Source organism: Pengzhenrongella sicca (assembly GCF_017569225.1).
GTDB classification, from domain to species: Bacteria; Actinomycetota; Actinomycetes; order Actinomycetales; family Cellulomonadaceae; genus Pengzhenrongella; species Pengzhenrongella sicca.
In genome coordinates, this window is the sequence record NZ_CP071868.1 from 698,308 (window position 1) to 723,043 (window position 24,736).

The 24,736-nt window shown below is 66.5% G+C and carries 22 protein-coding genes; 16 read left to right on the plus strand and 6 right to left on the minus strand.

The features are described 5' to 3' along the window. Window positions 1-52 precede the first annotated feature (52 nt). Entirely contained in the window at window positions 53-1,495 is a 1,443-nt protein-coding gene (locus J4E96_RS03165; RefSeq protein ID WP_227424346.1) for a hypothetical protein, read from the minus strand. A gap of 143 nt (window positions 1,496-1,638) precedes the next feature. Here J4E96_RS03165 and dcm point away from each other — a divergent pair, with 143 nt between their 5' ends. Further along, complete coding sequence (dcm, locus tag J4E96_RS03170) at window positions 1,639-3,048, plus strand: DNA (cytosine-5-)-methyltransferase (RefSeq protein ID WP_227424347.1); 1,410 nt, start codon at window positions 1,639-1,641, stop codon at window positions 3,046-3,048. 113 nt (window positions 3,049-3,161) lie between these two features. Beyond that, window positions 3,162-3,563, plus strand: a complete 402-nt coding sequence (locus tag J4E96_RS03175; protein WP_227424348.1) for a very short patch repair endonuclease — start codon at window positions 3,162-3,164, stop codon at window positions 3,561-3,563. 119 nt (window positions 3,564-3,682) lie between these two features. Here J4E96_RS03175 and J4E96_RS03180 read toward each other — a convergent pair whose 3' ends face one another. Continuing rightward, on the minus strand, window positions 3,683-6,538 hold the full coding sequence (locus J4E96_RS03180; protein ID WP_227424349.1) for an AAA domain-containing protein: 2,856 nt from the start codon (window positions 6,536-6,538) through the stop codon (window positions 3,683-3,685). A gap of 550 nt (window positions 6,539-7,088) precedes the next feature. Here J4E96_RS03180 and J4E96_RS03185 point away from each other — a divergent pair. Further along, window positions 7,089-7,298, plus strand: coding sequence for a hypothetical protein (locus J4E96_RS03185; RefSeq protein ID WP_227424350.1), 210 nt, complete (start codon window positions 7,089-7,091; stop codon window positions 7,296-7,298). Window positions 7,299-7,392: 94 nt separating this feature from the next. Here J4E96_RS03185 and J4E96_RS03190 read toward each other — a convergent pair whose 3' ends face one another. Continuing rightward, window positions 7,393-7,704 (minus strand): helix-turn-helix domain-containing protein, encoded by a 312-nt coding sequence (locus J4E96_RS03190; protein ID WP_227424351.1) that lies wholly within the window; start codon window positions 7,702-7,704, stop codon window positions 7,393-7,395. Window positions 7,705-7,953: 249 nt separating this feature from the next. On the opposite strand from J4E96_RS03190, the gene J4E96_RS03195 reads away from it, so the two are divergent. From J4E96_RS03195 to J4E96_RS03255, 13 genes are all read left to right on the plus strand, one after another. Beyond that, window positions 7,954-8,808: a hypothetical protein gene (locus tag J4E96_RS03195; protein ID WP_227424352.1), complete on the plus strand. Its 855-nt coding sequence runs from the start codon at window positions 7,954-7,956 to the stop codon at window positions 8,806-8,808. Between the two features lie 341 nt (window positions 8,809-9,149). Continuing rightward, window positions 9,150-9,623 (plus strand): hypothetical protein, encoded by a 474-nt coding sequence (locus J4E96_RS03200; RefSeq protein ID WP_227424353.1) that lies wholly within the window; start codon window positions 9,150-9,152, stop codon window positions 9,621-9,623. Continuing rightward, on the plus strand, window positions 9,617-10,540 hold the full coding sequence (locus J4E96_RS03205; RefSeq protein ID WP_227424354.1) for a hypothetical protein: 924 nt from the start codon (window positions 9,617-9,619) through the stop codon (window positions 10,538-10,540). Before J4E96_RS03200 ends, J4E96_RS03205 begins: the two co-directional genes overlap by 7 nt. Before the next feature lie 173 nt (window positions 10,541-10,713). Further along, window positions 10,714-11,289, plus strand: coding sequence for an SAF domain-containing protein (locus J4E96_RS03210; protein ID WP_227424355.1), 576 nt, complete (start codon window positions 10,714-10,716; stop codon window positions 11,287-11,289). Then, on the plus strand, window positions 11,289-12,068 hold the full coding sequence (locus J4E96_RS03215) for a hypothetical protein (RefSeq protein WP_227424356.1): 780 nt from the start codon (window positions 11,289-11,291) through the stop codon (window positions 12,066-12,068). Before J4E96_RS03210 ends, J4E96_RS03215 begins: the two co-directional genes overlap by 1 nt. A gap of 188 nt (window positions 12,069-12,256) precedes the next feature. Continuing rightward, window positions 12,257-13,459 (plus strand): CpaF family protein, encoded by a 1,203-nt coding sequence (locus tag J4E96_RS03220; protein WP_227424357.1) that lies wholly within the window; start codon window positions 12,257-12,259, stop codon window positions 13,457-13,459. Continuing rightward, window positions 13,456-14,364: a type II secretion system F family protein gene (locus J4E96_RS03225; RefSeq protein WP_227424358.1), complete on the plus strand. Its 909-nt coding sequence runs from the start codon at window positions 13,456-13,458 to the stop codon at window positions 14,362-14,364. The genes J4E96_RS03220 and J4E96_RS03225 overlap by 4 nt, the downstream gene beginning before the upstream one ends. After that, complete coding sequence (locus tag J4E96_RS03230; protein WP_227424359.1) at window positions 14,361-15,257, plus strand: type II secretion system F family protein; 897 nt, start codon at window positions 14,361-14,363, stop codon at window positions 15,255-15,257. Before J4E96_RS03225 ends, J4E96_RS03230 begins: the two co-directional genes overlap by 4 nt. A 52-nt stretch (window positions 15,258-15,309) precedes the next feature. Beyond that, on the plus strand, window positions 15,310-15,516 hold the full coding sequence (locus J4E96_RS03235; RefSeq protein WP_227424360.1) for a hypothetical protein: 207 nt from the start codon (window positions 15,310-15,312) through the stop codon (window positions 15,514-15,516). A gap of 17 nt (window positions 15,517-15,533) precedes the next feature. Then, entirely contained in the window at window positions 15,534-15,989 is a 456-nt protein-coding gene (locus J4E96_RS03240) for a TadE family protein (RefSeq protein ID WP_227425645.1), read from the plus strand. Then, on the plus strand, window positions 15,986-16,420 hold the full coding sequence (locus J4E96_RS03245) for a TadE/TadG family type IV pilus assembly protein (RefSeq protein ID WP_227424361.1): 435 nt from the start codon (window positions 15,986-15,988) through the stop codon (window positions 16,418-16,420). Before J4E96_RS03240 ends, J4E96_RS03245 begins: the two co-directional genes overlap by 4 nt. A gap of 65 nt (window positions 16,421-16,485) precedes the next feature. Then, the gene (locus J4E96_RS03250; protein ID WP_264466180.1) at window positions 16,486-16,881 is read left to right on the plus strand and encodes a pilus assembly protein TadG-related protein; all 396 of its coding nucleotides are present in this window, start codon (window positions 16,486-16,488) and stop codon (window positions 16,879-16,881) included. Further along, window positions 16,878-20,078: a LysM peptidoglycan-binding domain-containing protein gene (locus J4E96_RS03255; RefSeq protein ID WP_227424363.1), complete on the plus strand. Its 3,201-nt coding sequence runs from the start codon at window positions 16,878-16,880 to the stop codon at window positions 20,076-20,078. The genes J4E96_RS03250 and J4E96_RS03255 overlap by 4 nt, the downstream gene beginning before the upstream one ends. A gap of 668 nt (window positions 20,079-20,746) precedes the next feature. Here J4E96_RS03255 and J4E96_RS20360 read toward each other — a convergent pair. From J4E96_RS20360 to J4E96_RS03270, 3 genes are all read right to left on the minus strand, one after another. Next, entirely contained in the window at window positions 20,747-21,601 is an 855-nt protein-coding gene (locus tag J4E96_RS20360) for an ImmA/IrrE family metallo-endopeptidase (RefSeq protein ID WP_406620447.1), read from the minus strand. 38 nt (window positions 21,602-21,639) lie between these two features. Further along, the gene (locus J4E96_RS03265; RefSeq protein ID WP_227424365.1) at window positions 21,640-23,097 is read right to left on the minus strand and encodes a hypothetical protein; all 1,458 of its coding nucleotides are present in this window, start codon (window positions 23,095-23,097) and stop codon (window positions 21,640-21,642) included. 596 nt (window positions 23,098-23,693) lie between these two features. Beyond that, window positions 23,694-24,728, minus strand: coding sequence for a hypothetical protein (locus tag J4E96_RS03270; protein WP_227424366.1), 1,035 nt, complete (start codon window positions 24,726-24,728; stop codon window positions 23,694-23,696). Between the last annotated feature and the right edge of the window lie 8 nt (window positions 24,729-24,736).

Consider the following 24,736-nt stretch of genomic DNA (forward strand, 5'->3'; position numbering starts at 1 on the left):
GGCTTCTCCTGGCTTTTTTGGTAGCGCAGTGCGTTCGCAGCGGCCGGTCGTGTCACGATGCGCGCAAGGTCCATGAGGTCTGGGCGACGGTCCACGGCGCGCTCTTGTGCACCTTGAGGTGGAATTTGTCGTGGCGGTCCGCGCCGCGTTCGTGACCAACCCGGACCTGTTGAGCGCCCTGCTTCTCTCGGCTGATCCAGCCGCCTGCTATCCCGGCATTGAGCGCGGGAAGATCCGCGATCCACAGGGCACGAAGGGTCATGGGTTCGAATGCGCTCTTGCGGCGTCGGTGGCGGCCGGAGTTGGAGACGTAGTCGACACGCGTGCGTCCCTCGCGGGTGTAATCGCGGTGCCAGTCGTCGAACTGGCCCGTCTCGTCGAAGCTCGCCGCACCGTCCAGGATGAGGAAACCCAAGCCCTGCTCGGCCAGGCACGCGGTGATCGCGGCGGAGTCATTGAGAATCGCCGCGCCGCTGGCCGTGCTGGTGCGCTTGCCGGAAGGAACCAGGACTTCCTGGACGGTGTGGGCCTTGGCGTCCCAGACGCGGGAGCTTGAGGCGTAGTCGAACGGGGTCGCCCCGTAGGTGCGTCGGGGACCACCCACGGCCGGGGTGGGGTAGGCGACGTTAAGAAGAGTCGCTACCTGCTCCTCGAAGTAGAAGCCCGGCCACTCCATCTGCCGCCAGTTCCGCGACCCGTTCTCATGCATCCTCTCCACCGTGTGGCGCCCGTCCCAGTGTCCGGCCAGACCGGCGCGCAGCACCCCCAGTAGGGCCGACCCCTCGTCCTCCGGCGTGCCCCACCCCAACGAGGCGACGCTGAGGTGCCGCTCCGCGCCTGCGAGCAGAAGATTCAGTCCTTCGAGAGTGACGCTCTGCCCGGTGGAACCCGCCGTGGTCAGCCATGGGACCGAGAACCGCTGGCAGAGCGCCGCGACCATCGTGTGCTTAGACCGCCGCGCGTCCGGATCCAGCAGCAAGTCTGGGGCCAACTGCTGGGCCAGGGTGTCGAAGGTGACCCGGTGCTCCTTGCCACCAGGCCCGAGTCGGTCTCGCGCTACTCCGGCCAGGTTACTGAGCCGGTCGACAGCCTCCTGCTTGTCCATCGCAGGACGAAACGTCGGGAATGCGCGCAGCACGTCGACGTAGGCGTCGACATTCACAGACCGTCGCCGCGAGGTCAGCCACAGTTCCCGGGTCGCGGCCCGCAACAGCTTGTTCAGCCCGTCGAGGGTGACCTGAAGCCCGATGAAATCACGGCCGGCCCGCCACCCAATGCTCAAGGCCTGTGCGATCTGGCCCCCCAGGACCGCGTTCGTCGCTGCAAGGTCGACCCCGACCCCGAGGTCGGTCGCCAACGCTTCCAGCGATCGCTTCGGGCCGCGCGTGCCCGGGTCTCGGGCGCCGGTGAGGGAGAACAGCCGCGCCGCGGCCTCGTCCATCGTTGCCGCGGGGACGAACAGCACGTCGTCGTCGAAGAGGTCCCCCTGTTGCACGTGCCCACCTTGGCAGACCGTCGGCGCTCCCGTGACAGACTTAGGCACCTGAGCGGACTCGCATCTGCGCGCCGCTCTTGCTTCCGACCGAATCTCGTGCGAAGCTACAACACATGTTCGAAACGGCCCCGGACGGAGCACCCATGAGCCAGTCAGCCCCGTTCCGCTACGCGGACCTGTTCGCGGGCATAGGCGGCTTTGCGGCGGCTCTGAACGGGTTCGGCGGCGAGCACGCCTACTCGGTGGAGATCGACAGTCCGGCAGCCAGGGTGTATGCCCTTAACTGGGGCCACGACCCGCTGGGCGACATCACCCAGGACGCGACCGACACAGTGATGAACGTCGGGCAGCACGACATCCTCGCCGGCGGATTCCCGTGCCAACCGTTCTCCAAGAGCGGCGCCCAAAAGGGCATGGACGAGATCCGCGGCACCCTCTTCTTCAACATCATGGAAGCCATCCAGGCGCGCCGGCCGACCGTGGTCGTCCTTGAGAACGTTCGCAACCTCGTCGGGCCGCGGCACACCCACGAGTGGGCCGTCATCATCGAGCGGCTGCGGGCCGAGGGCTACCAGGTCTCCGAGACCCCTGCCATCTTCTCTCCGCACCAGATCGACCCCAGCTTCGGGGGGTCTCCTCAGGTCCGGGACCGGGTCCTCATTACCGCCACCCGCGTCCCCGACGGCCACGTCGCCGACCCGATCGTTGATCCGGTCACGCTGCTTCCGGAGGTCCGGATGCACCGTGAGTGGGACCTCGCCGAAGATCTCCCGCTCGAGGACGCACAAGACGTCCCCGGCACCGCGCTGAGCAACGATGAGATCACCTGGGTCGAGCACTGGGACAAGTGGGTCCAGGTCATGCTCGCCCTGCGCGCGGCCGACGCGGACGCCGCCGGGGAACCCGCGCGAAGGCTCCCCGGGTTCCCGATCTGGGCCAACGTCTGGGTGATCTCGCCCAAAGAACGCAACGACCTGATGCACCCGGGCGGAGTGCGGGTACCGGCCTGGAAAGCCGTCTTCCTGGAGAAGAATTGGTATCTCTACGATCGCCTTCGCCAAGCCGACCCTCGATGGCTGGCGACCTGGCTGGCCAAGACGCGTACCTTCCCCGAGAGCCGCCAGAAGTTGGAGTGGCAGGCCCAGGATGAGACGTCGATGTGGAACTGCGTGATATCGCTTCGACCCTCGGGGCTGCGAGTCAAACGGATGACGCACCTGCCAGCGCTAGTCGCAATCACCCAAACCCCCATACTCGGGCCTCGACGCAGGCGCCTGTCCCCGCGAGAGGCAGCGCGTCTGCAGGGCATGCCCGACGAGTACGACTTCGGGGCCCAGCGCGACGCGCTGACGTACAAGCAGCTTGGCAACGGGGTAAACGTTGGCGTCGTGTGGAACGTGCTGAAAGCTCACGTTGAACGAGACCGTGAGCTGCTTCTCGCCACCGCGAAGGGCCGGTCGATCTACACGGCGATCTCGAGCGCACCGGCCCACCCGACCGAGCGGGTACGGCGAGCCCTACGCCAGAGCCTCGACTTCGTACCAACGCACTGAGCGATCTTCTGCGGCTCGGTTGGCGGCTAGCAGTCGGAGAGGGTGAAGCGATGTCGCCCCAGTTTCACGTCCCGAGTCACCCCGGCGCGGTCGACATGCGAGTGTCCCAGCGGATGTCGACGCTGAGGCGTCGCGACAACGATCGTGAGCTCGCGCTACGGAGCGCGCTGCACAAAGTTGGCCTGCGCTTTCGCGTCGCCTACCCCGTACCGGGTCTTCCGCGACGGTCCATCGACGTAGCGTTCACGCGCTTCAAGGTCGCAGTGTTCCTCGACGGCTGTTTTTGGCACGGCTGTCCCGAGCACGGCACGAATCCGAGGTCCAATGGCGCCTGGTGGGCGACCAAGTTCGCGGCCAACGGCGCGCGCGACCTCGACACCAACGCGCACCTAGAAGGGGCGGGATGGCAGGTCGTGCGGATCTGGGAGCACGTGCCGCTAGATGAAGCTGTCTCGGCGATCCGGGTCGCCCTTGCCGGTCATGTCGTTGCGCCGCGCGGTGGGCGCGAGGAGTGATTTCGTCGAAGCCGAGTTCCCACTGCTCGCCTGTGACCCCTCCCGGCCAGCCTCAGTCGAGGACCCAAGATGAACATCGCTCCCCACTCGGAGCCCTGTGCGGTCGATTATGTGCTGGCTCACGGAGTGAGTAGACCGGCGATCTTTCGGGCGGCGGAGTCGGGTTCGCTCAGTGCGCTCCAAGCGGGTACGCGGATGACGCGGATGTTGATGGCGTTCAGGACGGCGTCGCGGGCGAGGTCTTGGCGACGTTGGCGTCCGCGTTCGTCTGAGTGGTGGTCGCCGTCGACCTCGATGTCGACGAGTCCGGTGGGAGTCTGGATCGCGAAGTCAAGCTCGTAGCCTTCGATGATCGGCTTGAGCTGGACGGGCAGGTTGCGCCGCACCATGGCCGAGTAGAGGCGTCGCTCAGCCTCGGAGTGTAGGTCGCCGACTTCCGCGATGTCGGCACCGCGCCCGACCGTCTCGGACGGCCCCGGCTTCGCTGCAGCGGCTACGAGGGCGTGCAACGTCGGCACGGGCAGGAGTGCGAGTGCATCCTGGTTGCCAAAGGCGATGAGCGCGCGTTTGGCGCGTGAGACGGCGACGTTGATGAGGTTGCGTTGGTTCTCGACCCACTTCGCGGTGCCGGCGTTGACGCCGTCGGCGAGGACGAGGGAGAACAGGACGACATCGCATTCGCCGCCCTGGAACGCGTGCGCGGTGCCGATTGTGATCCTGGCGGCGGCGAGCTTCTCGGGTCCTAGGGCGGAACGCAACTGTCGGCCGAGGAGGTCGACCTGAGCGCTGAACGGGGTGACGATGCCGAGAGTGCCGCTGGCCGCGGTGTGGTATTCAAGCACCCAGTCGGTGATCGCGTCGACCTCGGCTTGGTTGTAGGCGCCGCTAGGCTTCGCCTGCTCGCACCGGCCGGGGACGTTCACGAAAGCGAGCCCGCGCGGGCTCTGATTGAACGTGGACACGTCAGTGAGGACGCGCAGCGCGCCGCCGTAGAACTGGTTGTTGATGAACTGGGCAATCTGCGGGTGGCAACGGTAATGCTCGTCGAGTAGGTGGGGGCTGCCGCCGACCCGCGCGGCGAACGCGGTGTACGCGGAATCGGTGCCCGCGGATAGCCCAGCGAGGTGCATCGCGGTCTCGGTGGTGCCGCACGCGGCGGCGATCGTCTCGAGGTGGGCGCGTTTGAGGTTCACGATCGGGTTGAGCTGGTTTGGGTCGCCGACGACGACGATTCGGCGCGCTCGGTAGGCCAGCGGCAGGATGTGGGCGATCGCGCACTGGCTTGCCTCGTCGATCACGAGCAGGTCGAACAGCCCGGCTGTCAGCGGGAAGCTCTCTCGCACGGGCAGCGTCGTGCACGCCCACGCGGGTAGGTACTGGAGGCTCGCGCGGATCGCTGCGGTGCGTGCTGCCCGGTACTGGCGTCGCGTGGTGGACAACTGGTGAAGCACCGGCCGGCCTGCCGTCAGGGAGCCTTGGATCGTATCGGTGAGCGCCTGGTGGCCTGCCTCGGACCACCGATGCTCGGCGCCCGCCAGCGCGGCACGATCGACGTCGGGGTCTGCCGCTCCGAGCGCGGTCAGGTAGGTCGTCAGCTCGGCGCCGCGGGCATCGAGGGCAGCCCATGCGAGGACGTCTTGAAGGGTGACTGCGTCGGACGACGGGTGCGCAAGCTCGACGATCTTGCGTCCGCGACGTTCAGCGAGCCACCGCGAGGCGGCGTGCTTGCGAATGAGGGCATGGAGCTGGCGGCGTTCGGATCGGGTCGGTTCGGCTGTCGGCGAGCCCCAAACCACAGCTCGAAGACCTTCGAGGTCGCGGAGCGTCTGCGCGAGTTCTTGCTCAGCTGCGGCTCGGGCCGTGAACGACGCGAAGATTTGGCTGCGGTCGTTAGCTGCGGCGTCGAGCTGCCGGCGAATGATCTGGCGGGACATCCCGGGCGCTCGGCCGCGGTCCATCAGCGTGGTGATGATCGCAGGCAGCAGCTCGCGATGCTCGGCGTTTCCGGTGCGAATGAGCAGCGCCGGATCGATGGATCTGCACCGTTCGACGGCGACCTGGACGGCGTTGTTGTTCGTCGATGCGACGAGCACGGTGCGTCCCGCGAGCCACTGGTTCGCGACGATTCCCGCGACAAGTTGACTCTTGCCGGTGCCGGGTGGGCCCGTTACCACGGTCACGGCAGCGATGGAGGCGGCCGCGAGCGCTTGCTCTTGGGAGTCGTTCAACCGCAGTGCGCGGACGCTCAGGGGTGGTAGCCCGCTCACCAGATCGGCCCCCGCGGCCGGATTCGTGGCGCCGTCGACGGCGATTTGCTGGGCACCGAGGCCCGCGACCAGAGCTGCCGCTGCGGTGTGCTGCCAGTCGTTGCGGTTGAGCAGTTCGCGTAGTTCCTCTGACAGGGCACGGGTCGCCCCGTTTGATGGGCCTCGGAACACCATGGCCAGGTTGTGCACCCCGGGTCGGAGTTCGCCGCGCCGCGCCAGCATGCGCGGGTCGACTGATCCGGCATCCAGGCCAGCAGCTATCAGGACCGCGTGGACACGTTCGGTCAACGCGGCGGCGTCACCGAAGGGCAGGGGAGCGGTTAGGGCGTCGTCGACGGCACTGAGAGTGTCGGCGGGGAAGTACAACTCGCAGAACAGCCCGGGGTTGGCGTATGGCTCGTCGTCGCGAGCCACGACCATCTCATCTCCGATGCCGGGCGCCTGCAGTTCAGTCATTACGACCGGCGCCAGATGGGGGCTGCCCGTCCGGTCCGCGAGTGCGATGACAGGCCACCCGTAGTAGACGGACTCACCGTCCGGGAGCTCGGCAAACATGTCCGTGATCGCGCCAGTCACTGTGAGGTGGTCCTTGAGACCAGTCACGAGCGCCTCGGACTCAAGATCGAGGATCCGCCACGCGCTGCGCCTGCTGATTGCGATCGGCTCGCTGACGCTCGCCCGAGCAACCGCTCGCCGGTGATATTCCACGAGCTGCTGCCACGGTGAGGTGATCTTGGGAACCGCTATCTCATCGGCGCGAGTTCGTTCGGCCCACACTCGCTCGGACGAGACTGGTCCTCGCGGTTCCGGTGTCCCCTTGAGTGTGGTCGAGGCCGGCGCGTTGCAGTGCACGCACGTCGTTGCTTTCGTCTCCTTTGACCACGAGGCGCGTGTTCCGGGAGCGAGGCCGGTCCCGCAGCGCCGGCAGGTTGCTTGGTACTTCAACGTGATCTCGATAACCGCCATCTACAACACCGGCCAAATGGAGACGGAGATCTCCGTCGCTGGGAGCCCACGGACTCCATAGGGCCGGCGGCCGGCGTCCATCGTCGTGCGCTCGGCGTGCATCACAGGATTGATACTGCCTTGCGGCTCCGACGCTGAGAGCCCGGCGAGGGCAAACGGGTGACGACGTCGGAGAGGTGGCGGGATACCCTATCGAACAGGCGTTCTACAAACCGGAGGTGTGGTCGTGTCCGGTGGCGACGGTCGAGTCGTAGCGAACCGCGAAATTCCGTCGACTGCGCCCCTACGGCCGATGGGCGAGATCCCCGTCATCGTCCGCGTCGAATGGGAAGGCGGGGCCCAAGAGTGGCGCGCCGCCAAGGCGGTCCGCTGGACCAAGACGCACGTCATGGTCACCTGGCGCGACGACCCGAATCAACCGGCGACCGAGCGGTACGAATGGTTGCGGGCGCCTGACGTCGTCTGCTCTGTCAGCTGGTTTGTCGCGCCGAGCACGCACTGAGCCAGCTGCCTGGCGCCTGACTAGGTCGTGGCGGTCCATTGGTTCTCCATCAAATCGTGACGGTGAGCGCATCGGAGCCCGCAGCGAGGATCGGCTACCTGTCCATCGCGATCTGACTCGGCACCGACTCCGCCGCGATCCGGCTCTGAATGAACGCGTCGATCGACCGTACGTCGATCTTGCACAGCCGCCGGATGTGGACGGTCTGAATCTCGCCGGCAGCGATCAGCTCGTACATCAGGCTTCGGCTGATGCCCAGCCGGTGTGCGGCTTCGACGACCGTCAGCAGCAGCTGCTCCGCAGGAACTGTCAGGTTGATCACCTGGGGTTCGGGAGCGGCGGCTCGGCGTGTGGGACTTGCTGCCTCGGACTGGACCAGCCGGAACGTGTGGGTGTTCAGGGTCATGAGTTCCCTCCTCCATCGATGGGCCCTCCCACCTTCGCTTGTCACCCTTGTCAAAACCCTGACGATGTCCTCCGACAGGACTACGGCGGCCTCGACGAGAGTCTCGTCACCCTTGTCAAAACCCTGACAGCGCGGTGTCGCGCCCGGATAGACGAGCCCCTGAACTGCAGCGATGCTGGCTGTCAGGGTTTTGACAATGTCTCGTGAGGAACGTTCCGGGGTGTTCACGTCGACACCCGGAGGTTTCCCATGGGAACTGCCCTGATCCAATGCAGTCGTTGGTCCGCGACCACCCTGCGTGACCACCAGCGCCTGCGCGATGCGCTCGCGGTCATCGACGAGGAGGGGTGGAACGGGCCGACGGGCGAGGCCTTGCTCCGCTTCGTCCGGCGCGACCTCGTCCGTCCGCTCGTACGGATGCACGGCCTCCAGGGCCCGCGGGGTGCGCAGGCCGAGGCGACTGGCTGGGAGCAGGCCTGGATTGAACTCGCCGACCCCAAGCTCCGCACCGCGCACTCTCCTTGGGCCGTCGTGTGGACGCGCGTGCGACGGGCCGTCATCGGAGAGTGGCTCGGCGGCGAGTACTGCGTCTCGCCGAGGCGAGCATGGGAGGTGCGTGAGCACTTGGATCGGTCGCTTCGTGAGAGTTCGTGGAAGGGCCTCGAATCGCTCGCTGACGACCACCACGCCGCGCGAACCGCTGGCGCGAGTGCGACCGACCCTCGCCTGACGACCGCGGTGGTTCGAGTGCTCGTGCGCGTTGGCTGGGACGCCGCGCTGGCGGCCGACGTGGTGGACGCGGTTGTCGATCGGCTCTCCGGTCCACCGTCCCGCTCGGGCGCACGGAACGGTGCACGAGCCATCGGACGCGAGCTCGGCATTCCGCAGTGGCAGGTACACCGCGTGATGGTGCTGATCCTCGGTGCTCCGGGGTGGACCGGTGTGGCCGAGCGGATAGCCGTCGAGGGCCATCGTGTGCTCGATGATCGGGCCATCGTCTCCGCAGCCCGTTCGACCATGCACGCCTGGCACAAGTCGCCCGTGTACGAGGCGCGCGCCGTGGAGCGGCAGCCGACGTACTCCGCACACAGGTGTACGTCGTGATGAGTTATCCACAACTTGTCGTGCCGTGCGCGCCATCGTCGGCGGACCCGGGTACTCCTGCTGGGTATGGAGACAACTTCGATCGCGCCGATCGTCCACGGACCGCGCCAGGGACCAGCGCGACTCGGCCACGCCGGGGGTCGCATTTGCCCGGTTTGGTATGCCATTGTCACCTATGCGCTAACTCCAGTCACAGCGGAGAACGATCCGATGACCCGGGGCAGGTGGTCGCGATGAGGAGACAGCTGGTTCGTGTAACCGCACTCGTAGCGCTCGCGATGACTGCGACCCTGTCCGGATGCACGGGCGATCCGAGCGACCCGTCCCCTCCGACTTCGACGATGGCCACGTCGAGCGCAGCGTCGTCACCGACGCCGACGCCCACCGTTGCCCCTGAAGTCGCCGCGGCAGAGGCGGCCGTTCTCGAGGCCTATCGCCAATACTGGGCGGCCAAGGTCGCCTGGTATGCCGACCCGAGCGTCGACGCAGATTCGAATCTGTCCCACTACGCGATCGACACCGCCCTCGCCGACGCGCAGTCGACAGTGCTGAGCTTCCGGACCTCAAGGATTGTCGTTCCCGGCGAGCCCGTCCTCAGCCCATCCGTATCCGACATCACCCTCGGCGATAAGCCGGCAGCGACCATCCACGACTGCGTGGACGTCAGCAACTGGCAGGCCATCTTTCGAGACTCGGGCGAGAACGCGGTCGCGCCAGGGCAGGCAGTTCGCGTGGTGGCGATCGCCGAGGCGTCGATCTTTGACGGTCGCTGGGTCATCCGCTCCTACGCTGCTCAGCGGGATCGCTCATGCTGACCCGTCGGCGCTCCGTCTTCACGCTCTTCGTGGCCATCGCTCTCGCACTCGGCGTCGGGTCGGCGAACGGAGCGGCCGTTGGACCCGACTGCCCACCGCACAGCGAATACTGCGTCATCACGGTCGAGACCCCGGGCAACCCAGGCCAACCCGGCTCGTCGTCAGGCCCGACGTCGGGTCCGGGTGGCGTCCGGGTGTGCTACTCCACACTGCTCGGTACCGCGGTTCCGTGCCACAGCGACAGCCTTGGCTGGTGGAGCCAAATCGACGAGTGCTACTACCGACTCGTCGACCCCCAGCCGGCGGGCAGCGAGCCCGCGTGGGAGAACCACTTCCCGGATGGAGCCATCTATGGCTCGATGTGCCCCGGGGTCCGGGGCACCGGCGGCGGCTGGGTGTGGTTCCCGACACCGCCGGACGGCTTCGGCGCCGTGACGACAACGCCGGCCGAGCTCGCCCAGCGGGCCGTCGGGACGATGCAGCTCGCCGGGCCAGCGATCGGCATCGCGCCGAAGCCCGGCTCGACCGGCTTGGTCGGCATCCCTGTCTGGCTCTGGACCGACGTGTCGCCAACGACGTGGGGGCCGACGTCGGCGTCGGCGTCGATACCCGGCTTGACGGTCACCGCTACGGCGCAGGCGAAGAGAATCGTCTGGGACATGGGCGACGGCACGAAGGTCACCTGCACGACGCCGGGCACCGTGTACTCGAAGAGCCTGGGTGGCGGACCGTCCCCGACGTGCGGGCACATCTACCGCGAGTCCTCCGCGGGCAAGCCCGGAGACGCGTTCGCGCTGACAGCGACGACCACGTGGGAGGTCACGTGGACCGGCGGTGGCACCTCCGGGACGTTGACGGTGACGCGCGCGTCGTCGACCACGATCCGCATCGGCGAGCTCCAGGTGCTCGTGACCTAGCGACTACCCCGGAACTGGAGGCAGCACCCATGACGACAAGCAGCGGCGGACCACCGCCCGTGAGAGGCCCGTCTCGCAACGGCGCGAGCGAGAACGGCGCCGCGACCTCAAGCGTCCGCGGCATGCCGGTCGCACCAGTTCCTCCGGTTCCTCGTCCCAAGCGGCGACCGGTCGTGGTCGCGCTTGCTTCGGCCCTCGCGATCGTCGGGGCACTGGGTGCGTCGTGGTTGGTCGGATCCGCGGGGGACCGGGTCGCAGTCGTCGCGCTCGCACGTGATGTCGCCTACGGATCCGCGATCGAGAGCACCGACCTGACGGTGACCGACGTCGCAGTCGACGGGAGCGTCGCGACGGTCCCCGCGTCCGACGTCGACGCGGTCGTGGGTAAGTTCGCCGCAGGCGACCTCGTCGCAGGGGCTCTACTCGCGCGGAAACAGGTCACCAGCGAGATCCCACCAGCGGCCGGCCAGGTGCTCGTCCCTCTGCCAGTATCCGCGAATAGGCTCCCCGCCGGCGGCCTGCGACCCCGAGACCGGGTGCTCATCGTCGACACCCCGACCGCCGACGCCGACCCACCGACCACCGCGCCGAGCTCCGTCGAAGCTGAAGTGATGCGCATCGGTTCGGCGGACCTGAACGGTGTGAGCGTCGTCGACGTCGTCGCCCCAACCCGGGATGGACCGACCCTGGCCGCGCGCGCGGCAACGGGAAGGTTTGCGCTCGTCGTCTTGCCTCGGCAGGTGCCGTGATGGCGCTCATCGTGCTGTGCTCTGCGAAGGGCTCCCCAGGGGTCACGACGACGTCGCTGGCGCTCGGCTGGGCGTGGCCGCAGGCACAACCTGGACGCCGGTCACTGGTGGTCGACGCCGATCCAGCGGGCAGCGGAATGCTGCCGGGCCTGTTCCAGGCGAACGTGCCATCCACCGGAGGGATTCTCGCCCTCGCAGGAACTGCCGGGGGCGTCGGGGCGGACGAGCTGCTCGCGAACGCCTTCCGGCTCGATGACCGCGGCGAGCGGCTCGTTATGCCGGGCATTGCCGATCCGGCGCAGGGTCGAGCTTTGACCGGGATGTGGCCGCAACTCGCGCACGCGGCACGCGAGGCAGACGTCGACGGTATCGATGTGCTGGTGGATCTCGGGCGCCTGGGGCACCGGAACCAGCCGTCCGTTCTGCTCGACGAGGCGGACCTTGTGGTCGTGGTGCTGCGCTCGACGTTGGAGTCGATCGCGGCCGCTCGCCCGAGCGTCCGGCACCTGCAGGACCTCCGCGGCGCGGCCGGGGTCATCGTTGGCGCGCTTGTGGGGGACCGGCGGCCATACGGTGCGGCTGAGATCGCGACGGAGGTCGGGTTCGAGATTCCGCTCGAAATCGAGCACGATGCCGCGTCGGCGCGGGTGTTCTCCGACGGGATCGGCAGCTGGTCGCGGCTGAGCCGATCGCCGTTGATCCGCTCGGCGTCGGCTGGCGCTCGCGGTCTGGCGGCTGGGATCGCGGCGATGTCACTGGATGGGGTGAGGGGCTCATGACGCTCGCCACGCCGCGCCCGGTCACGGCCTCCCCATCGGGCGATCACGGGCTGATCCGGGGGCTACGCGAGGCGGTTGCGGAGTCGCTGGCGACTCGCCTTCAAGGAGCGCCGGTTCCTGACCCCGCCGCGCGTCGAGCCTTGTGCCGTGCGCTCGCGTCGCAGGAGCTCGCTGCTCGAAACCGGACCATGATCCGCGCCGGGGACGTGCCGTGGTCGGCGCAGGAGGTCTCCGACATCGAGGACGCCGTGATGGCGGCCCTGTTCGGGTTGGGCCGGCTCCAGCCACTGATCGACGACCCGGACATCGAGAACATCGAGATCAACGGATGCGACCAGGTGTGGCTGTCGTACGCCGACGGGCACGACGAGCAGGGCCCGCCCATCGCGGACTCCGACACCGAGCTGATCGAGCTGCTCCAGCTGCTCGCCGGGCGCACTGGTTCTGCGGAGCGAACCTTCACTACGGCGCACCCCTCCCTACATCTGCGCCTGGACGACGGGTCCCGGTTGGCGGCGATGGCATGGACCTCGCCGCGCCCGCAGGTCGTGATCCGCCGGCACCGCGTACGCGACGTCGACCTCGACGGCCTTATCGCACTCGGCACCCTCGACACCGCGCTGGTCGGGTTCCTGCGGGCCGCGCTGCGCGCGGGCAAGAACATCGTGGTCACCGGCCTGCAGAACGCCGGCAAGACGACGCTGATCCGGGCGTTGGCGAACGAGTTCGCCCCGATGGAACGGTTCGCGACCATCGAGAAGGAGTTCGAGCTGTACCTGCACGACCTACCCGACCGGCACCCGAGAGTGATGGCCCTCGAGGCACGCGAAGGCTCCAGCGAGAAGGACGTCGTCGGGCACCGGGCAGGGGAGGTCACGCTGACGGATCTGCTGACGGATGCCCTGCGGATGAACCTGCGGCGGATCATCGTCGGCGAGGTCCGCGGCGCGGAGGTCATCCCGATGCTCGAGGCGATGAGCACGGGGGACGGGTCGCTGTGCACGATCCACGCCCGGTCCGCTCACCACGCGGTGGACCGGATCGTGACGCTATGCCTGTCGACCGGCGGCGGGATGACCGACACCTTCGCGTACCGGCTGCTCGCCGGCTCGGTCGACCTGCTCGTGCACCTGGACCTCGTCGACGAGTCCGCGATCGGCGGTCGCAAGCATCGGTTCTTGTCCCAGATCCTCGAGGTCAACGGCCTCGGCGAGACGAGTAGGCCGACGACGACCGAGGTCTTCGGGCCCGGCGCGGACGGCCGCGCGGTGCCCAAGCATCGGCCCGCGTGCCTGGCCGAGCTGGTCCGGCGCGGGCTCGACCCAGCGTTCTTCGACCACCCTCACGGCACCTGGGACCGGCCCCTCAACCTCGTGTGGGGTGCGTCATGAGAACCGTTCTGGCGGCACTGTTCGGGGGCATGATCGGCGTCGGCGTCTGGCTGGGCGTGATGGGGATGACGCGCGTTTCCGCCGCTCCATCACCCCGGCCGCTGATCCGCCGGCGACGGCGCGATGCGGTTGGTCGTGGCCGCAGCCAGCGGCCGCGCTCGACGCGCTGGGCGATCGCCCTCGGCGCTGGATTGCTCGGGTGGGCGGTGACGGGATGGCCAGTGGTCGCGCTGATCGCCGCGGCCATGGTGCGCGGGCTGCCCGTGCTGCTGGGCACCGCGAAGGCCGCCGGCCGGGTCATCGATCGAGTCGAGGGGATCGAGGAGTGGACCCGGCGCCTGGGCGACCTGCTGGTCACCGGAATCGGTCTCGAACAGGCGATCACCGACTCGGTGCGCAGCTGCCCGGCCATCATCGCCGGCGAGGTCGGAGCCCTGGCGAACCGTATCCATGCCCGTTGGCCCGCCGAGACTGCGCTGCGAGCGTTTGCCGCTGACCTCGACGACGGGGCTGGCGACCTCGTCGCCTGCGCCCTGATCCTGGCCGCACGCCGCCGCGGGCCGGGTCTGGCCCGGGTCCTCAGTTCGGTGGCCGACTCGGTCTCCGAGGATGTCGCGGTCCGGCGCAAGATCGAAGCCGAACGTGCGAAGCCTCGCGCGACCGCACGCGCCGTCACGATCATCACCCTCGCGGTGGTCGCGGGCGGGGCACTGACGGGGGACTACCTCACCCCGTACGGCACTCCGCTCGGGCAGCTGATTCTCATCGTGCTCACGTGCGGTTTCGTGGGGTGCTTGGCATGGATGAGGTCCATGACCGTCACTCGACCCGAGCCCAGATTCTTGGCGTCTCCGGTCGGCGTCGAAGTCGGCGCAGGCCGGCTCGGGAAGGTGAGCAGCTCATGAACGGCTGGATGATCCTGCTCGCCGGTGCGACGACGGGTGCTGGCGTTGCACTGCTCATCGGCACACTGCTCCCGACCCGCCCCGATCTCCACTCCGCGCTGGAACGCCTCGACTCGCGCGTCGTCGACCTCGTCATCGTTCCCGAATCGAGCGGCCACCCGTTTCTCGATCAGCTGCGCCAGCGGGTGCTGCCGCAACTCGCCCAAGGGCTCGGGTTGCGGCGGTTTGCCGCTGACCTGCACGCGGTTGGCCAGACCCCCGAAGACCTCGCACTCCGCAAGGTCGGGTATGCACTCGGAGGTCTAGTTGCTCCGGTCCTCTTCGCTGCGGCCCTGTCTCTCGCGGGGCTGGGCCTACCGATCGCGGTGCCGGGACTGGTCGGCGTGATCCTCGGTGCCGTGCTGTTCTTCGTCCCCGACCTCGATCTGCGCCAACGAGCCGCGACCGCCCGGCAGGACATGCGCCGGGCCGCGAGCGTGTACCTCGAGCTCGTCGCCCTCGAACGCGCCGCCGACGCCGGTACCAACGAAGCGCTCGACCGGGCCGCGAACATCGGGACCTCGACTCAGTTCGTTGCCATCCGCGAGGCGCTGTTCCGCGCCCACCTGGCTGGGCAACCTCCCTGGCAAGGTCTCGCCGACCTCGGCGCCGCCACGGGGGTGCCCGAGCTCGGGGATCTCGCCGACATCACCCGCACCGCTGGTGAGTCCGGCGCGGCGATCTACGTCAGCCTGCGTGCCCGAGCTTCGTCTCTCCGCACCCAGATCCTGACCGCGGCCACGGCCAAGGCCAACGCCGCGAGTGAACACATGGTCGTGCCCGTAGCGCTGCTCGGGCTCACGTTCATGCTCCTGGTCGGATACCCGGCCTTCGCTCGGATCCTCTTCGGCTGACCTGCCGAGAGCCCATCAACAGAACTGAGTACCGCACAAGGAGGAACACCCGATGAACACGTTCGCAGCCCTCATCGTCCTGAACGGCTACCTCTACACCGCGCGTCGCGTCATACACGAGCGCGTGTCCGCTGGCGACCGGGAGGCTGGGAACACCCTGGAGAACGTCATTCTCGTCGTCGGGTTCGTCACCCTCGCCATCGCGGCCATCGCTGTGATCACGGTGGCGGTCAACCGTCGTCTCAATCAGATCAAATGACCGGACCACACGTGACGATGCGCCGAGCTCAGCCACTACCGCGACCTGGTTTCCGGTGGCGTGTTCGACTACGCGCGCTGTGTGACGGCGAGTTCGAGCGCGGCGCGACGACGCTGGAGGTGGTCATCATCTTCCCGCTCCTGTTACTCGTTATCACGGCGCTGATCCAGGGCGCGCTGTGGTTCCACGCCCGATCCCTCGCCCTGGCAGCGGCAGAAGAAGGCGTCGTCGCCGCACGCGCCTACCAGGCCCGGCCCGACGCTGGACCGACCCGTGCGAGGGAGTTTCTCAACGCTCACGCCGGTGACGTGCTTGCCTCGATCACCGTCGGCGCCCGCCCCGCCGGCCGCGAACGGGTCCGGGTCGAGGTCGCCGGGCGCACCCTGTCCATCCTGCCCGGGATCCCGGGACCGCTCGTGTCGCAAGCCGCGGAGGGCCCGATCGAACGATTCACCCTGGCCGGTGAACCGTGACACGGCTCGGCTGCGTCGGCCAGAACCGACAGCGAGGGAGCGCGACCCTCGAGGTCGTGATTCTGACCCCGGCCCTGCTGCTCCTGCTCGCCCTGATCGTGGTAGCCGGCCGGATCCAGATCGCCGCCGGCGCGGTCGAACACGCGGCGGAGTCCGCCGCCCGGGAAGCCTCGCTGGCTCGAACGCCGGACGCAGCCCGCGGGGCCGCCAACGCTATCGCCGCCGACGTCCTTGCGGGACCGGATCTGCGATGCACTGCCCAGTCGGTCGACTTGGACGTGTCCGGGTTCAGTCGGGGCGTCGGGCAATCAGCCCAGGTCACCGCCACGGTCGTCTGCGAGGTGGGGTTTGGCGACCTTGCGATCCCCGGCCTGGCAGGCACGAAGACCCTCACCGCTCAGGCGACCTCCGCGCTGGATCGGTACCGGTGATGACGGGCGTGCCCACACGGATGCGCGAAGGCCTTCGCGCCAGAGCCGCAGACGAGACCGGGTCGGTGACCGTGTTCGTCGTCATCGTCGTCGTCGGAATTCTGCTTCTGGCCGGGCTGGTCGCCGACGGCGGCGCGAAGCTGCGCGCCACCCAACGCGCGGACGCTGTGGCCGCAGAAGCGGCCCGCGCCGGTGGGCAGGTCATCGACCAGCCCGATGCGATCGCGGACGGGACCGTCGTAGTCGACCGGCAGGGCGCCGCCACCGCGGCGCAGGCCTACCTCGCCGCCAACAACGTTTCCGGAACGGTCGTGCCCGGACCCGACCGCTCGACCCTCGTCGTGACAGTGGCCGGCTCGTCCCCAACCGCGTTCCTCGGGCTGATCGGCATCGAGTCCCTGCCCGTGACCGGTCAGGCCAGCATCACCCTCGTCCACGGCGTGTCCAGAGGAGGACCATGACCCACCGACTCGCCCCACCGAAGCGCCCACGCGCGGCCGACCTCGCACGTTCGCTCCTGTCGCTGATCGTCCTGGTCGCGCTGACCATCGGCCTCCCGCTCGTCCTTGTGGTCGTAGCGCCGGTTCAACTGCCGCACGATTGGCCTTCGGTCTCCGAACTCTGGTCGGCTCTGCTGCGCCCCGACGACGGGCGCCTGTTCCTCGGCGTCCTTAAGCTAGCCGGATGGGCGGCGTGGGCGTGGTTCGCGATCTCCGTGCTCGTCCAGCTGGTCAGTGATCTGCGAGGGCTGCCCGCACCCCATCTGCCGACCATGGGCGCCGCCCAACGCAGCGCCGCGGCCCTGCTCACCAGCGCGACGTTGTTGTTCACTCTCGCCGGGCCCGGCATCGAATCCCCGGCACCGGTTCTCGTCTCCGCGCCCCTGCGCGTCGTAGCGACGCCCACGGTAGCTCTGGACCAAGCGGGCACCGCTCGCGATATGGGTGGGGCCGCATGGAGGAAAGGCGGCAGTTCGCCGACTACGTTCATCGTGCCCGCGTCGGCGTCGCTTGCCTCGTCGCACCTCTCGACCGCAACCCGGTATCTAGGCGACGCTACCGACGCCGCGGATCCGCGGCCGCGGTTGATCGTCCATGGAGGGGACACGCTGTGGGGACTTGCCGAGCGACACCTCGGTCGCGGCGAACGGTTCGTCGAGATCGATGCCCTCAACCACGGCAAGCCCCAACCCGACGGCCGAGCGTTGACGGATGCGGGCGCGATCTACCCGGGTTGGGTCTTGCTGATGCCGACCGACGCGCACTCCTTGCCGGCGCTGCCCCCGTCGCCCTCGCCCTCGGGCGACGACGGGTGGCGCGACGTCCACCAGGTCGCCGCCGGGGAGACGCTCTGGTCGATCGCGCAGGACAACCTCGGTGACGGCGAGCGGTACCCGGAGATCTTCGACCTCAACGCGGGCGCACCACAGCTCGACGGCGGCGCGCTGACCGACCCGGACCTGATCCGCCCCGGTTGGTTACTCACACTGCCGCCCGCACCTACCTCCGCACCGACTGCGGCTCCCGAGGGTCCGGCAACCGAGCCGCATGTGGCGGTGCCGTTCGTGCCTACTATCCCGGCCGTTCCGGCTCCTGTCCCGACGTTCGATGCGGCGCCGCCGCTTCCGGACCCGAGTCCCGAACTGGAGCGCGCAGTACCTGGGGTCGACGAACGAGATCATAAGGATGCGCCAGCAACGGCGGGCGATTCGGACGCTCCGGTGACAGTCTCGATGTTCGGGTCCGAGCTCTTCGTCGGACTGACGGCGCTCGCCGCTGCCGGTTTCATCGGCGAGATCGCGCGCCGCCGTCGTCGGCAGCAACGCCTGCGTCGCACGGGTCAGGGCATCGCGATGCCAGATCCCAGTTCGGCCGAAGCCTACGTTGAGCTGCGGTTGCGCCACGCACCGCAGCCGTTCACGATCGCGGTCCTGAAGCAAAGCTTGCATCGGCTCGGACCACTGTGCTCGGCCGCAGGCCGCGACCTCCCTCGAGTCGGCGTCATTCTCGTGGCCGAAGACTCGGTCACTCTCATGCTCACCGCCGACGACCCCGACGCCGTCGGCCCGTTCGTTGCGACGACCGAGCGCCGCTGGACCGCTTCGGCCGATGCGCTCGCCGGTGAGGACCCGGTCGAGGACCTGGGGCTGTACCCCGAGCCGTACCCCGCACTCGTGTGCGTCGGCATCAGCGACTCAGCGGTTGTTCTCGTGAACCTGGAAGCGGCCGGGCTCCTGGCCCTGAACGGCCCCGATGAAATCGCTCAAGGCGCGCTTCGCGGGATCGCTGCCGAGCTGACAACATCGGCCATGACCGGCGGCGCGAGCGTGCTGCTCGACCCCCAGTTCGCCGACCTCGCCTACGCCGCCGACTCGATGCGCGTCCACGCCGCACCCACCCGCGCCACGCTCATGGCCTCGGTCGAACGAACAGCTTCGGACTGCCGCGAGGTCATCGACGGCGCCGGAGCGACCGACGCACTCCATGCACGATCCATGCTCACAGGAGACGACGTGTGGAACCCGGTCATCCTGGTCAGCATTCACGAGGCCGCTGCGGCGCAGCCATGGGCGGGGTACGCCGTCGTCACCACCAACCAATCCGAATCTCCATGGCGCTTCGACCTCACCTCGGACACGACTGCCACGCTCGAACCCTTCGGCATCACCGTGCGCCCACAGCTCGTCACCCAAGACGACCTGCTCACCTTCATCGGCCTGCTGCGTATCGGCAGTACCGAGCCTGGCCCGATCAACGAGCCGGAGACCTTCGACGCCGCAACTGAGATCGCTGACGCACTCGCCGGCCTTCAGACCGGCTCTGGCCGCCCCGACGATGTGGAAGTCGACGTTCCCGGCACCGAACTGCTCCTAGACGATGACGACGGTGACTCGGATTCGCCGTCCGAACTGCAAAGCACGGCACCTGGAGTGCTCGTGCTCGGTCCGGTGGAGATCCTCAGAACCACTGGGAACGTCGCCCGAAACCGAGTGCGCCGACAGACCGAGCTCGTCGCGTTCCTCGCGCTGCATCCGCGGGCCACATACCAAGGGATCGACGAGGTCATCGGCGGGGGGCGCAGGGTCGATCCCGCTTACCGGAACAGTTTCGTTTCCCGCACACGCGGATGGCTCGGCGGCGACCTGGACGGCACTCCCTATCTGCCCATCGTGCGGGGCAACAGCTATCAGCTCTCCTCGCTCGTCACCTGCGATTGGTTTGACTTCCTGCGCCTGGCCGAGAGGGGCCTCTCGCAGGGGAAGCACGGAGCGAAGGACCTACGACGCGCGTTGCGGATGGTGCGCGGCAGACCCTTCGCAGACGCTCGACCAGGCACCTACGGCTGGGCAGACCCACTCCTGCAAGAGATGACGACGCGCATCACCGACGTCGCGCGAGCACTCGCGGCGATCGAGCTCGAGAACGGGGACTACCGCGCGGTCGCGGCCGCGACGGCCATCGGACTGTTGGTCGATTCCTGCGACGAGAAGCTGTTCCGGCTAGCCATCACGGCCGCACACCGCCGCGGTGACGACCGCGAGGTAGCACGCCTGGTCGACAGCCTGCGCGAACGAAGCCGTCAGATCGACCCCGACGGCGATCTCGAGCAGGAGACTCACTTCCTCCTTGGCGCCCTCGTCGAACGGTCCCCTGGGTGACCCGCGTTCGCGAACCCACGACCCGAGAATGGCGCGCACGCCCAAGCGCGAGGTCAGACACACGCCGAATCTAACCATCATGACAGAAGTTCAATAACAGATTCACCACTCCGGGTGGTCGTGCTGCCGCTGAGCCCGGTATCTCCTCGGCCCGTGGAGCGTCAGATCGCCGCGACTGCCGCCAGGCCGCGCCCGGGCGCAACGTGCCGATAGCAACCACTCCGCCCACGTCACGCACGCCATTCTGGTCTGGACGACGTCGCAGGCTTTCGTGCTCGGTCTGCACCGGATCCACTGCGAAGCACCCTCCGCACGAAAGAAGAACTACGCCGGGTCCTGGGATGAACGTTCAAGAGAAACCGAATCCGGATCGAGTTGCGCCTCGTAACAATGGCGCTGAGGAGGATCACCATTTTCGGGCAGAACTTGAACGCGGGGCCGCCGACGTCCTGCCCATTTCGACTGCCTCGGCACCAGCAATAGACCAACCAAAGCGATTCAACGGGGCTCAGTCGAACACCTATGCTGGTCCTCTTCTAGGTTCGTTCATCCTACGAACCGCACCGCCTGATCACTATCGGAATCCGACGGATTCCGACCTAACGGAATGTCAGACTGGAGCGCGCGATCCGATGGGCACGTCGTGCTGGATCTGACTTTAGTCGACACTAAACGCGTCGGACTCGGTCGACCAGGATCAATATCAAATCATCTCTCCGATTCCCTGAGCCTGAGAGTTGAAATATGTGATTGCCGAAGCGAGCCAAGAAAACAATGCTTGAGTCTCGATCCGAGAGGCTATCGAAGATGGAATCATTGCTCTCCAATACTTCCATCACGGCGTCGATGCCGCGTAGGCGACCGATAATTCGCCACGTAAACCAATGCCCGCGTGGCAGCCGCTTCAAGTTGATCAGAAGCCAGTGTCGACTCTGATCAAAATCGGATAAGCGCCGCGCGACAACCGAGTTAGATACCCGATATGTCGCAGCAGTTTGCCGAATATCGGCGAGCGTGGCGATCGAACTGCCATCATCATTGCGGTGATCGCGGAGGCGGGCTACGGCGTACTCGGGCACCAGAAGACAGCCAGCGACTGAATCTGCCTGCCACTCTTCTCGTCGAAAATGCGGTCTTGTGGCCGGCGCTGCCGACAAGCCCGAGTCATCTGTGCGGCCGTGGCGGAGGAACGTGTGTGCCAGTTCGTGAGCGAGTGTGAACCTCTGACGCGAGGGGGCCTGGCCACCTTGCAATACGATCGCCGGTGATCCCCCATACCACGAAGTGTGGCCCAGTCTGTCTAGGTACGAGTCTGTCGTAATGGATCGCACGCCGAGAGCCTGCGCAATCTCGTACAGATTTGGGCGATCTGGGTCGGCCGTTAGTCCTCGGAGGCTATCGGCGATTGCAGGTGCGTTGAAGGCTCCGAGATTGGTGCCCGGGGTCATCGGGATTCGGTTCAGGTGCCGTTCCGGTCCCGTAAGCCGTGGCCCGCTGTTGCCCATGACATTTGCTCCCTCCATAGTCAAAGCCGAACTAGTGCTGGAGCGGCGGGCGGCCGTCACGCGCGGTCCAAGTTTTGTCGCCAGAAGACCACCCAAGCCGGCGCGCTCCCAAAATCCAACCTACTGGCGCCGCTCGACACGGATTCAAGCAATCGCTCGCCTCGAGCTTTCTGCAGCATGTATGCATAGTCGGCGTCGCTCAGTTGCATGTCGTACCTCGCCACCTCGGCAAAGTAGAGCTCGTGAGGAGTTAGGTTCTCGCTGACGCCTTCAGGAAGGTTGGGCTCGAACTGAGGTACATTTGTAAATCCTTCAAAAAGTACAGGTTGTTGAAATTGGACGCCGTCGAACAGTCGGCGCTCTCTCTCGGCAAGGTCGGGCGTACGGGAATGCGCGGGCGCGGGAACTCCTAGGTCCACCACCTTGACTGCGAGCAGCTCGGTGGTCTCGATGTCTTGGGTCCCGGGATGCACCAGATTGGCAGTTGGCGGTGAAGGGTCATTATCGCTGGCTGCAGAAAATTCTAAGTGGTCGGAATTGGCGATGTCGTCGAGTTCGATCTCAGGCCCGTAGAGAGCGTTGTTGATTGCCTCGGAAATATCAGTCAACTCATCGGGCGTCGCGGTAGCGAACACTTCTATTCGGGTACAGATTAGACGCACGCGGTAGGTTAGAACGTCTGGGACGGCTATTTCAATTCCGGAGGATATGGCAAAGCTATACGAGTCTCGATATTCTTCGAACATCTCGTACTTCTGTTCGAGATTCCTAATTTTTTTGGTGTGACGGCGCTCAATATCGGCGCTGCGGGCGACGACGCGAGCGCGAACTTCGGAAATTAACTCCTCTTCACTTAGAAAAGGTACGAAATCTCCGTTCAGAAGAGGGCTCTGGTCGTCATCGCTACCGGGCATCGTGGAGACGATTGAAGTGATTGGGGTCAGGTCGGTTGTGGACTCGCTGGCGATGAGCGTCCGCGGGTGCCCGCGTGCTGCTTCCCCAAGCAAAATTCCGACGCCCAACGCCGGTGGGTCCGACAACGCGACGACGAGATCAGCGATCGTCACTTGGACTATGTCTTCGTCGGCAGCTTCGCCAGCGGGCCGCTTCGAACCCGGCATCGCGCAGGGCGCATGGACCCTGTAGCCGAGATCTTCGAGCATGACCTTGAGGCAGGCAGCTCGATGGCGCACTTGGAGTAGGCCGTCGGTGGCTATGTCGTGTGGCGTCATCGCGCCGAGGATGACCGCAACCTTCTTTCCGCGATGCCGATGGCTTCGGTCTGCGTCGATCCAGGCGGCGAGAAGCTCGGTGTCACCGCTGGCCCTAGAGGACGCGAGGGCCGGCGGATAGGAGTCGGGGTTGGTCCAGCGCAGCTTGCTGTCATTGACGGCCAACAATTTGTCCAGTACGACAGCGGTGAACAGCACTACGAAATCACGCTGTGAAGCCAGGTTGGCATCTAGTAGGTCCGCAGTGAGTTGGGCGGCCTCCGAACTGAGCCGGCCGGGCACGGAGCACCTTCGGATATGCTCCGCCGCGACGCGAGCAAGTTGGTGCCTCTCAGAAGCGGAGAGTTCGCAGGTTCTCTCGAATTGGGCGCACACAAAAACGAATCGCTCGATAAAATCTGCGTTGTCCAGCGGTTTGATATTCGGTACCACTCCTTCTCGGTCCATGCCTGCCCCTCCGTTCTCGATATACCACAACGGCTGCGCAAACCGCCAGAGTATGCGCGGCGGATTCGCCTTTCGCTATAGAATTCGGACGATTGCGCAATCCGATCCACTGGAACCGACAATACGAACTACGCCACCGTGCTTGATTAAGTCATCGAACACCTCGCGGTCCGCGGCTGGCACGCCGATGCCAACTCGCGCTACAGGGGTTATTTGAACGGTAATGGTGTCGCTCTTGGCGTCGACGACACTGATGATCGAATTGCCGATTTCGGCGCGGAGCTGATTCCAAGGTGTGCTTATCCGTTCTGCGGGTGTGGACACTCGTATGCCTCTCGTTGATTCAAGCGCCCTTGCTTGTCCGAATTGGCCGAGGACGCCGCCGTCGGGATTTGAGGGAATCGGCGAACGTGACGTCCAAATGTTGGGACTCAGATTGTGTCGATCACCTTTTTGCTCTCTATGGACGTGTCGATTTGGGCTCGGTCGATTTTTGTGCCGGTCTTGGAGAGTTTACCTGACAATGTTAAACCGGCGCTCGAGGTTTCGCTAGGGTGGGAGTGCACGTAGTCGATGAGTTTGCGAGCGAAATCGCCGCGTAGATAGGCGGCGTCGTCGCTGCTCGTTGGAAATACGACGTATGGCAGTGGTTCGTGCCCGAATAGTTCGTTTCCGCTGAGCCGTGAGTACGTCGCCCGCACATACCACCCGTCGCCCCCTACTGGACGGTCGATCTCAATCGCGTCTACTTCGCGGTGGACGGCATCTTCGAACTCTTCGGGGCTCGCGGCAGTTTCGAGCAATTCGGGCGCTGGGCTAAAAGCCCTGTCACGCAACTGGGCGGCGACTGCTTCCCCGGTGCTGGAAAGAGTCCAACTGACCCGCCGGCCGTACTTGCGACGTTCAAGCACCTCGGGGCCGAGGCGCTTATAGAGTTGGCTGAGTTGCGTGGGGTGGATTTCCAACTCTTCAACGATCACATCGCTGAAGACCTCGTCCTCTGTATCGGCGAGCATGAAGAGGAGTCGAGAGGCGTGTGTGTCCGGTTCGATCCTGGCGGCAATTTCACGTGGAGCTACGGCGTCGGAGCCGAGTTGACTGAGGCGCCGGAGCAGCGAGAGTTGCGCGAGTGCCGTGTCTCGCTGCCGGATGTCCGTATGCGAGACGCTGGCGAGGTCACTGGCTGCGAGGATCTGGGAGTCGACGAGGCTGAAGGCCTTCTCCATGTCTGCAAGAGTCTCGGTCTGCGCGCTCAAGATGACCTGGATAGTGAGACTCGCGGCGCCGTCGATCCACACGTCATCGACGCAACCATCCTGCTTGAACTGCGCTTGCGCCTCGTCAAAGAGATCCCTGATTGCATCGGTCCAGCGATCCGAGGGATTGGGGAGCGTGGTGGGCAGGCCGCGGTGAGCTCGAGCCCTGCTCGTCTTGCTCGCGGCCTTCGGGACTGTAGGTGTGTGCATCTGTCGTA